This is a genomic window from Arthrobacter sp. P4_H3 (assembly GCF_056400885.1).
Genome location: NZ_JBFUKK010000005.1, coordinates 492,268 through 502,561, shown reverse-complemented (window position 1 = coordinate 502,561; position 10,294 = coordinate 492,268). Strand labels below are relative to the sequence as shown.

Sequence of the window (10,294 nt, the reverse complement as noted above, 5' to 3'; positions counted from 1 at the left end):
AACCCGGAAGCTAAGACCCACAGCGCCGATGGTACTGCACCCGGGAGGGTGTGGGAGAGTAGGTCACCGCCGGACAACCATTAGGTCGAGAGCCTCCAGACACAGTCTGGAGGCTCTCCCACTTTAACCACCCCGCCAAACCCAAAACCCCGTTCAACCACCCACACCCCGGGCCACGGAACACCAGGACCCTCTCGCACATCCTGCACCAAAAACCAGGACCCTCTCTCACATCCCGGGCCCTTTCCGGGCAACCCTCTCTCACCCCCTCCACAGGCCGGCCGGGCACCCAAGGCGACCACCGCCGTCGTCAATCAACGGAAACTGAGAGAGCATCCACGAATTCCCCCCGAAAACTGAGAGAGCATCCGGGAATTTCCCGCAAAAAGTGAGAGAGCGTCGCCCTGGCGGACAGCGGAGGGGGCGGCGGACGCTGAGGAGGTTGCCCGGCCGTTCGCCGGGGAAGCTGGGGGAGCGTCCGCTGATGGCGAAATAAGGGCCCGAAAGGCCTAGAAACCGGTGATTTACCTCAAAAAATGGCGGAAACACGCGGAATTTGCGGACCTGACCGCGGCAAGCTGGTAAGTTTTCGAACAGTGGCTTGTACGCATGCCGCGTGCAGGCTCCAGAAATCATGACCGTCCAGGAGGACATCAATGGCTAAGAACCGTAGTGAACTTGTTTCAGAGGTAGCAGGCAAGGCCGGCACCAGCCAGGCAGCCGTCAACTCCGTGCTGGATGCACTGTTCGAGGTTTTCGAGACCTCTGTCGCCGCGGGCGAGAAGATCACCATCCCGGGCTGGCTCGCAGTTGAGCGCACCGACCGTGCAGCCCGTACCGGCCGCAACCCGCAGACCGGCGAGACCATCCAGATCGCCGCTGGCCACAGCGTCAAGCTGACCGCTGGCTCCAAGCTGAAGGCCGCTGTCTCCAAGAAGTAGCATCCGGCGTCCAACGCTTGAAAGGGAGCGGCAACCTCAGGGTTGCCGCTCCCTTTGCGTTAACCGCAAACACGCCAGTCAGCAGCCAACCCTCCGATTCGCGGCGCAGGCACCCGTAGCGGACAATGGATAGGTGCCCTCAGCAGCAAAATCCCGCCCCACCCTTCCGCAGCCTTCCCCCCAGCCGGGAAAGACTGGGGCAGCTGGCGGCGCGGCGGGCATTTCCCGGCCGTGGCAGTTCGCGGGCGTGGCAGCGCTCTTCCTAGGCCTTGCAGCAGCCCTCCTGTTCTCAGGAGCGGCCGCGGCACGCGAGGTGTCCGACCCCGGAGCCCTGATCCGCTGGGGGCTCCCCATCAGCAAGGCCCTCCACAACGTCTCCCTGGCTACAGTGATCGGCGGCCTGATCTTCGCCGTCGGCATCCTGCCGCGCAACGCCAACGGTTCCCGGTCGAAGGACACCAGCACCCCGGAGCACCCGGCGTTCTCCAGAGCACTGGCTGTGGCGGCGGCTGCCGGCGCTGCGTGGACGCTGTCCGCGATAGCAGTGCTGGTGCTGACCTACTCGGACGTGGCAGGCCAGTCCCTCTCCGGCGACGCCGAGTTCACGCGTGCTCTGGTCTACTTCATGACGGACATCGAGACCGGCCGCGCCTGGCTCGCCGTCACCATCGTGGCTGCCGTCGTAACCACCGCACTGTTTGGTGTGCGTTCCCTGACCGGGCTGGCCATCACCCTTGTGCTGTCGCTCGTGGGCATGGTGCCCATCGCGCTGATCGGCCACTCCTCGAGCTCCAGCGACCATGAAGGCGCCATCAACTCCCTGGCACTGCACCTGGTCGGCGTGTCCGCATGGGTGGGCGGCATCATCATGCTGGCCGTCCTGTCCGGCATCCTGACCGGAGGCAACACCAGCGCCAGCGCCGGCGCCAAGTCAGACATCACCGAGCCCACGCTCCGCCGGTTCTCCGCTCTGGCCGGATTCGCCTTCGTGCTGGTCTTCTCCTCCGGTGTCATCAACGCGAGCATTCGGATCACCAGCTGGCACGATCTGTTCGGATCCGCATACGGGCAAATGGTGCTGGCCAAGGCCGTGGCCACGCTCATGCTCGGGGCCATCGGCCTCATGCACCGCCAGTGGGTTATCCCGCAGCTCCACCGCAAGGGCGCCGCACTGTCCTCCCGTCGAGTGCTGTGGCAGCTGGTCATTGCCGAACTGCTGATCATGGGCGCAACGTCCGGCATTGCCGTCGCACTTGGCCGATCGGCCCCGCCGCAGCCCACCACGTTCGCCCCGGACGCGTCGCCGGCCTTTATTCTCTCCGGTTATGAACTGCCGCCCGAACTGACCCCGGAACGCTGGCTGACGGAATGGCGCCTGGACTGGCTGTGGATCGCCATCGCCGTCTTTGGCCTGGTCTCTTACGTCCTCGGCGTGGCCAAGGTCCGGCGCCGGGGTGACAAATGGTCCTGGTTCCGCACCGTCAACTGGGTGATCGGGCTCCTGGTCCTTACCTACATCACGTCCGGCCCGCCGTCGGTCTACGGCCGGGTGCTGTTTTCCGCGCACATGGTGGACCATATGGCGCTCACCATGGTGGCTCCGATCTTCCTGGTGCTCGGTGCCCCCGTGACCCTCGCGCTGCGGGCCCTGCCGGCACGCGGCGACGGGTCACGCGGTATCCGTGAGTGGCTGCTGTTGTTTGTGCACTCCAAGCTCTCTCAACTGGTCACGCACCCGCTGTTCGCGGCCGCCAACTTCGCGGGCTCCATTGTGCTGTTCTACTACTCGGACGCCTTCGGCTACGCCATGCGCGACCACGTGGGCCACGAACTGATGAACCTGCACTTCGCCCTCACCGGCTACATCTTCGTGCTGAGCATGATCGGCACGGATCCGCTGCCCCGCCGCGCGCCCTACCCCATGCGGCTGCTGCTCCTGCTGGCCACCATGGGCTTCCACGCCTTCTTCGGTGTCGCGATCATGGGCGGGACCGGACTGCTGGCAGCGGACTACTTCGGCAACCTGGGCCGGGCCTGGGGGCCGTCCGCGCTGCTGGACCAGCAGATGGGCGGCGCAGTGGCCTGGGGCATCGGTGAAGTACCCACCCTCCTGGTGGCCATCGGCGTCGCCGTGATGTGGTCCCGCTCCGACGCACGGGAGTCCAAACGGACCGACCGGGCGGCCGACAGGAATAACGACGCCGATCTCACCGCTTACAACGATATGTTTGCCAAATTGGCTGAACGCGACGCCAAGCTGGCTGAACGCAACTCAAAGCTGGAAGGACGCTGATGAGCGAAACCGTACGCACCCACCTCCGGGTCCGCGCCTCCGAACTGGTGGGCCGTAACTGGCTGAACACCGGCGGGAAGTCCCTGGACCTCGAAGCCCTGCGCGGCAAGATCGTGCTCCTGGATTTCTGGACTTTCTGCTGCATCAACTGCCTGCACGTCCTCGACGAGCTGCGTCCGCTCGAAGAGAAGTACTCCGACGTCCTGGTGACTGTGGGTGTCCACTCCCCGAAGTTCGAGCACGAGGCCGATCCCGTCGCCCTCGCCGCCGCCGTGGAGCGCTACGAGATCCACCACCCGGTCCTGGACGATCCCGAGCTGGAAACCTGGAAGGCCTACACGGCCCGCGCCTGGCCCACGCTGGTGGTCATCGACCCCGAGGGCTACATCGTGGCCCACCTGTCCGGCGAAGGCCACGCTGACGGCCTGTCCGTGCTGATCCCGGAACTCATCGCCGAGCACGAGGCGAAGGGGACCCTGCACCGTGGCAACGGCCCGTACGTGGCGCCGGAGCCGACGTCGGGCACGTTGCGGTTCCCGGGCAAAGCACTCTTCCTCCCCGCGGGCCGCGGAACCTCTGCCGGAAAGCCAGCCAGCGCGGAAGCCGACGCCGGGACTCCCGACGCCGGGACTCCCGACGCCGGCTCCTGGCTGGTCACGGACACCGGTCACCATCGCCTGGTGGAGCTGGACACTGATTTCCACACGGTGCTGCGCACCTACGGCTCCGGGACCAAGGGCCACGCTGACGGCCCCGGCGCCGACGTCGACTCCGTCAAGCCCACCGCTCAGTTCAACGAGCCGCAGGGCCTTGTCCTCCTGCCGGAAGACGTGGCAGCGAAGACCGGCTACGACGTCGTGATTGCCGACACCGTCAACCACCGCCTGCGCGGGCTGTGCCTCGCGGACGGAACCGTCACCACACTCGTCGGCAGCGGCGTGCAGCGCCTGCTTGAAACAGGGCCCGCCCGCGTGGACGAGGACGCGGCCGGCTTCACCGGACGGCTCGGCGACCATCCCCTGGACGTTGCGCTGAGCTCGCCGTGGGACGTGGTGTGGTCCGCCAAGCTCAACGCCGTAGTGGTCGCCATGGCCGGTGTCCACCAGATCTTCAGCTTCGACCCCCTGACCGGCGGCGTGTCCATCGTGGCCGGCAACGGACTGGAGGGCCTCCTGGACGGCCCCGCCCACGAAGCCTGGTTCGCCCAGTCGTCCGGGCTGGCCGAGGACGCCAACGGCAACATCTGGGTGGCTGACTCCGAGACGTCCGCGCTGCGCAAACTGGTGATTGACGACGACGGTACGGTCACCGTGGAGTCCGCCGTCGGCAAGGGCCTGTTCGACTTCGGCTTCCGCGACGGACCGGCCGCTGAGGCGCGGCTGCAGCACCCGCTCGGCGTCACCGTGCTGCCCGACGGCTCCGTGGCGATTGCTGACACCTACAACGGCGCCGTCCGCCGCTACGACCCCGCGACCGGAACCGTGTCCACCCTTGCCCGGGGGCTGTCCGAGCCGTCCGACGTGATTGTGGACCACACGCACGTGGCAGGCTCTGAGCCGCTGCTGGTGGTGGTGGAAGCAAACAAGCACCAGCTGGTCTACGTGCCCATCCCCAAGGAAGCGCAGCAGGTGGACGAGGGCGCAGTGCAGACGCACCGGCCCAAGAGCCCCGTTGCCCCCGGCACGCTGGAGCTCACGGTCCGCTTCACGGCGCCCACCGGGCAGAAGCTCGACGACCGCTGGGGCGACCCCACGCAGCTGAAGATCTCCTCCACCCCGCCCGAGCTGCTGGTTGCCGGCGGCGGCACGTCCGTGGGGCTGCAGCGGACGCTGGAGCTCTCCTCTGACGTTCCGGAGGGCATACTGCACATTACGGCGCGCGCCGCGGCCTGTGACGGCCCCGAAACGGCCGACGGCGAGATCCCCGATCACGCGGCCTGCCACCTGTACCAGCAGGACTGGGGCATCCCGGTGGTCCTGCAGGCCGACGGCGACACTGAGCTGGTCCTGGACCTCCGCGGGATGGACTGAGGCTCCGCCGTCCATGGATGTTGTACTGGCCCGGCTTTCGACCCCCTGGGGGTTGGGAGCCGGGCCAGTTCTGTCAGCGACGACGAGCGGCACCAGCTAAGGAACCGCCGGCGGCCTAGTAGCTGAGGAGCGGGGTGACCCTGATGGTGTCGCCGTCGACGTCGAGCCGCGTGGTGAAGCTGAAGTCGTGTTCCACGTTCAGGTCGGTCACGGCGCCGCTGAACAGGTCCGTTTGCTGGGCCTCCAACCGGGCCTTCCCGTCCAGCGGGGCCACCACCCAGCGGCCGCCGAAGGGCTCAATGGACACCTTCGGGTACTCGCTGATGCTCCATTTGATCGTTCCCGGCGTCACCCGGTTGAACGTGGCGTGGTAGAAGGGGCAGTCTGGCTGGAGCTTCTGTTCCTTGACGGCTTCCGCGGCGCAGGTATCCAGGAATTCCTTGACCTTGGAGCCCACGGCGTCCTTCAGCCCTTGGGTGGCCTGCGTCAGGAGGCTCAGCGGGGCCGTTGGAACGTCGCGGCCGGACACCGTGGCACGGCTGGCCGGCGCTGCGAAGTATTCGCCGTTCAGGCTGGCCTCGTACTCGCCGGGATAAAAGACGGCGAAGGAATTGCGGCCGTTGGGCATGTTCACCGGCACGCCGTTGAGCGTTGCCTGGCTGGAGTTGACCACGGTGACTTCCAGGACAGGCAGTGCTGCCGGCACGAACGCCCACTTGTTGAAGAAGAGCCATTCGGTCCCGGTCCGCTCCAGCAGGAACTCCGTGCTCAGCCTGCTGCCGTCGATGGTGTATTCCATGGGGACCATGACCTGGTTTCCGGGACGCTCCTGGGTCTCGCCGAACTTCACGTTGGTGACGCGGGAAGCGGCCGTCTGCAGCGCTGTTCCGTCGAGCATGGCGGCGTCGCTCTGCGGCACGGAAGCGCGCAGGAGACCCAGCGCTTTTTCGCCTTCGCCCTTCTGCAAAGCGTCCAGATATTCACGTACGGGCTGCTCGGGACCGGCCACTGACGCGTTCACCAGGTTGACCGCCACCACGGCTCCGGCGATGGCAAGCATAAGGCCCAACAGCCACCCGGCCGCGATCCTCACCAACGCTTGACTCATCTGCACGCACCTTACGTTACCTGCAAGGCGCCTGAAAGCAGGTGTGGAGGCCGTCCCTTGTGACACCGCACGGCTGCTTCCGGACGGTACGACGGCGGCTTGCCGACCTTAACGGCGGCGTCTGGAGGAGGTGCCGAAAACGCCCCGCAAGAGCTCCCGGCCCAGTTGGGTTCCGAGCGAGCGGGCCATGCTTTTGAGGCCACCGCCGAGCGCGCCGCCCAGGGCTCCGGCGAGGTCGCCCACCATTCCTCCGCCTGGTTCCTGCGGGGCCGGGGGCGCTGTGCGCTCCGCGCGCCGGGCCCGATCCGGCGCCGGCCTGCTGCTGGGCCGGCCCAGGATTTCTTCCTCGATGCGGCGGGCGTCTGCGTCAACGGCGGTCTGGTCCATGGTTCCGGGAACGGGGCTGTTGGGCACGAAGACGCCCGTGGATGGTGTGGGCGGCTGGCCTGGGGCTGCAGCTCCGGTGCTGGCGGCGGACTTTCCGGAGATTTTCTCGTAGGCGGAGATGTTGTCCACCGCCGTGCCGTACTTCACGAGCAGGGCGGAACCGGCCGAGGTGCTCTTGACCAGCTCATCGGTGCTGGGACCCATCAGTGATTCCGGTGCCCGGAGGCGGGTCAATGCAACCGGCGTGGGGGCGCCCTTCTCATTCATCACCGTAACGACGGCTTCGCCGATGCCGGCCGACGTGAGTGTCTCTTCGAGGTCGTAATCGCTCACCGGGAACGTGGACACGGTGGCTTTCAGGGCTTTGGCGTCCTCCGGAGTGAAGGCCCGCAACGCGTGCTGGATGCGGTTGGCCAGCTGGCCCAGGACATCGGCCGGAACATCCTTCGGCGTCTGGGTGACGAAGAAAATCCCCACGCCCTTGGACCGGATGAGCCGGACAGTGGTGGTGATGGCCTCCAGGAACGCTTTGGAGGCGTCGTTGAACAGCAGGTGCGCCTCGTCGAGGAAGAAGACCAGCTTCGGTTTGTCCAGGTCACCCGCTTCGGGCAGGTCCTCGAAGAGGTCCGCGAGCAGCCACATCAGGAAGGTGGAGAACACCATGGGCTTGGTCTGCAGCGTGGGCAGTTCCAGGCAGGTGATGACGCCGCGGCCGTCGGGAGCCGTGCGAAGCAGTTCGGCGGTATCGAATTCGGGCTCACCGAAGAAGGCCTCCATACCCAATGCCTCAAGCGTCACCAGCTCACGGAGAATGACGCCGGCCGTCGCCTTGGAGAGGCCGCCCAGCTCCTCGAGCTCGTCCTTGCCCTCGTCCGAGGTGAGGAACTGGATCACGGCCCTGAGGTCCTTGAGGTCGATCAGTTCCAGGTTGTTCTTGTCTGCAAAGTGGAAGACCAGCTGGAGGCTGGATTCCTGGGTGTCGTTGAGTTCCATGACGCGCGAGAGCAGGATGGGGCCGAAGGATGTGATGGTGGCCCGGACGGGGATGCCGTTACCGTCCCCGCCGAGGGCCAGGAATTCCACCGGGAAAGTCTTGCCCGCCCATGCCTGGCCGATGCTGTCCGTGCGCGCTTTGAGTTTCTCGCTGCCCGTTGCCGCGGTGGCCAGCCCGGACAGGTCTCCCTTGATGTCGGCCAGGAACACCGGAACCCCGGCAGTGGACAGCTGCTCCGCCATCATGTGCAGCGTGACGGTCTTCCCCGTTCCTGTTGCACCGGCCACCAGCCCGTGCCTGTTCATCATGGCCAGGGGCAGCCGGACGGGGGCATCCTTGTGGAGTTCGCCGTCGACGATGGCGGCTCCCAGCTCGATGGTGGCGCCTTCCAGGGTGTACCCCTTTTGGATGGTGGCGACTTTATCTGCGGTGGATTTCATGGCCATGCCGACAGCTTAGCCGCGCGGCTCCAGATCTTTCGTGAAAGCCAGGAATTTGATGGGTTCAGGGCCCATCAAACCAGAATCCCCCGCCGGAGCATCCGGCGGGGGATTCGTGTGGAAGTGGAGAGTTACGCCGTCGGAGTCTGCGAGATCCTGACCATGTTGCCGGAGGGATCCCGGAAGGCGCAGTCGCGAGGACCCCAGGGCTGGTCGATGGGCTCCTGCATTACCTCGGCGCCGGACGCCCGGACTTTCTCGAACGTTGCGTCCAGATCGTCCGTGCGGAAAACGAGCATCGGCAAGACACCCTTTGTGAGGAGCTCCTGCATCATGTCCCCGTCCTCTTGCGAGCGGCCGGCATGCGGTTCGGAGAGCACGATCTCGAGATCCGGCTGGGCGGCGCTGCCGAGCGTCACCCAGTGGAATCCGCCGGAGGCGACGTCGTTGCGCACCTCGAGGCCCAAGGCGTCCCGGTAGAAGACGAGTGCTTTTTCAGTGTCGTTGACTGTGATGTTGCAGTACTGGAGTGAAATGTTCATGCCACTAACGCTATTCGGCTGGCATGAGTATCGCTTCTCGAATCCTGCTCGCCTGGGCACCGTCCCCGGTCCCGGCGTCCGCCCCGCTCGCGGCGCTGTGCCGGGTGGGCCGCGTCCGGATCTTCGCCATGCAGGCGGGCATGGCCTCCACCGCGCTGTGCTCGCGGGCCCGGTACGCGCTGGGCGGTTCTCCCACGATTTCGGTGAAGCGCGAGCTGAAGGAACCCAGCGACGTACAGCCCACGGCCATGCAGGCGTCGGTCACGTTCATGCCGCCGCGGAGCAGTGCCATGGCCCGCTCGATCCGGCGGGTCATCAGGTAGCTGTACGGGGTCTCGCCGTAGGCGGCCCGGAACTGCCGCGAAAAGTGCGCCGGCGACATCAGGGCCTTGCGGGCCATGGTGGGGATGTCCAAGGCGTGGGCGAAGTCCCTGTCGATCAGGTCCCGCGCCCGGCGCAGGTGCGCCAGGTTGGCGAGCTCTTGTGGGTTCATGCCATGAGCGTACGCCGCGGTCCCGGCGTTTTCCACGGTGGGCCGAGCGACTGCCTGCTTTTTGGGCAGGCCGCGCCGTGAATTGACCGGCCTGCCCAAGGCCTCCGCAGTAGACTTTGGTATGGCCGCATCAATGCTGAAGATGGTTCTGTCCGTTGCCACCGCCGTTGCCCTCGCGGTGCTTGGCGGAGCACCTGCGACGGCGGCGCCGCCGCGGCCTGCCGATCCGGTGGGCATTGACGTCTCGTGGCCGCAGTGCGGCAAGACCCTTCCCTCCGGACTCGCCTTCGCAATTGTCGGCGTCAACAACGGGCTCGCGAACACCACGAACCCGTGCCTCGAGGCGCAGCTGGACTGGGCGGCCCTGACCATCAAATATCCGCAGGCGACCTCCCAGCCGCGGGTCGCCCTGTACGTGAACACCGCCAATCCGGGGCTGGCCGGGTCCTGGTGGCCCTCGTCCAACTTCTACTCAGGCACTGTGGTGGACAACCCGTACGGGAAGTGCGAGGGCAAGAATGACAAGGCCTGCGCCTACATGTACGGCTATGCCAAAGCCTACGACGACGCCGTGCTGCGTGGGGTGGACGACCCGGAGGACTACTTCTGGTGGCTGGACGTGGAGACGGAAAACAGCTGGCAGCCGGACAAGGAAGCCAACCGGGCCGACCTTGAGGGCATGACTGCCTACTTCGAAAGCATCGGCGCCGACGTCGGGATCTATTCCACCGGGTACCAGTGGGGTCAGATCGCCGGCACCGTTCCCTCAACGAGTAGCCTGGCCGGGCTTCCCAGCTGGCTTGCCGGCGCCCGCACCTTGAACGGCGCCAAGTCGAACTGTTCCCTGTCAGGGCTCACCCCGGGCAGTCGCGTGGCGCTGACGCAGTATGTCTCCGGTGGCCTCGACTACAACTACGCCTGCAAGTAACCCGGGCTGCTACCGCGTGAATCGTGTGACAGAAGTGCACCGATCAACCTCTAGCTAACTCCAGTTAGAAACGAGTACTGCGTTCACGAAACAGGTACGAAGACAACCAAAGTCGAGTGGAATCTACTGGTGTCTTCC

At 66.1% G+C, this 10,294-nt stretch carries 8 protein-coding genes and 1 rRNA gene; 5 read left to right on the top strand and 4 right to left on the bottom strand.

The genetic code is table 11. The features are described from left to right. From rrf to AC1DRE_RS10440, 4 genes are all read left to right on the top strand, one after another. A 5S ribosomal RNA gene (rrf, locus tag AC1DRE_RS10455) occupies window positions 1-75 on the top strand; the annotation flags it as partial. Window positions 76-656: 581 nt separating this feature from the next. Beyond that, window positions 657-941, top strand: coding sequence for an HU family DNA-binding protein (locus AC1DRE_RS10450; RefSeq protein ID WP_028271010.1), 285 nt, complete (start codon window positions 657-659; stop codon window positions 939-941). Between the two features lie 133 nt (window positions 942-1,074). Next, window positions 1,075-3,234: a bifunctional copper resistance protein CopD/cytochrome c oxidase assembly protein gene (locus AC1DRE_RS10445; protein WP_476984558.1), complete on the top strand. Its 2,160-nt coding sequence runs from the start codon at window positions 1,075-1,077 to the stop codon at window positions 3,232-3,234. Beyond that, a complete protein-coding gene (locus AC1DRE_RS10440; RefSeq protein WP_476984557.1) occupies window positions 3,234-5,264 on the top strand; it encodes an NHL domain-containing thioredoxin family protein in 2,031 nt (676 codons plus the stop codon). The genes AC1DRE_RS10445 and AC1DRE_RS10440 overlap by 1 nt, the downstream gene beginning before the upstream one ends. Before the next feature lie 115 nt (window positions 5,265-5,379). Here the strand turns inward: AC1DRE_RS10440 and AC1DRE_RS10435 are convergent, their stop codons facing one another. The 4 genes from AC1DRE_RS10435 to AC1DRE_RS10420 all read right to left on the bottom strand — a co-directional run bounded on the left by AC1DRE_RS10435 (window position 5,380) and on the right by AC1DRE_RS10420 (window position 9,228). Then, the gene (locus tag AC1DRE_RS10435; RefSeq protein ID WP_476984556.1) at window positions 5,380-6,372 is read right to left on the bottom strand and encodes a hypothetical protein; all 993 of its coding nucleotides are present in this window, start codon (window positions 6,370-6,372) and stop codon (window positions 5,380-5,382) included. Window positions 6,373-6,480: 108 nt separating this feature from the next. Continuing rightward, entirely contained in the window at window positions 6,481-8,199 is a 1,719-nt protein-coding gene (locus tag AC1DRE_RS10430; RefSeq protein ID WP_476984555.1) for a helicase HerA-like domain-containing protein, read from the bottom strand. Window positions 8,200-8,324: 125 nt separating this feature from the next. Next, complete coding sequence (locus tag AC1DRE_RS10425) at window positions 8,325-8,735, bottom strand: VOC family protein (protein ID WP_476984554.1); 411 nt, start codon at window positions 8,733-8,735, stop codon at window positions 8,325-8,327. 10 nt (window positions 8,736-8,745) lie between these two features. Continuing rightward, window positions 8,746-9,228 (bottom strand): helix-turn-helix transcriptional regulator, encoded by a 483-nt coding sequence (locus AC1DRE_RS10420; protein ID WP_476984553.1) that lies wholly within the window; start codon window positions 9,226-9,228, stop codon window positions 8,746-8,748. Between the two features lie 121 nt (window positions 9,229-9,349). Here AC1DRE_RS10420 and AC1DRE_RS10415 point away from each other — a divergent pair, with 121 nt between their 5' ends. Then, window positions 9,350-10,156, top strand: coding sequence for a glycoside hydrolase family 25 domain-containing protein (locus tag AC1DRE_RS10415; protein WP_476984552.1), 807 nt, complete (start codon window positions 9,350-9,352; stop codon window positions 10,154-10,156). Window positions 10,157-10,294 lie beyond the last annotated feature (138 nt).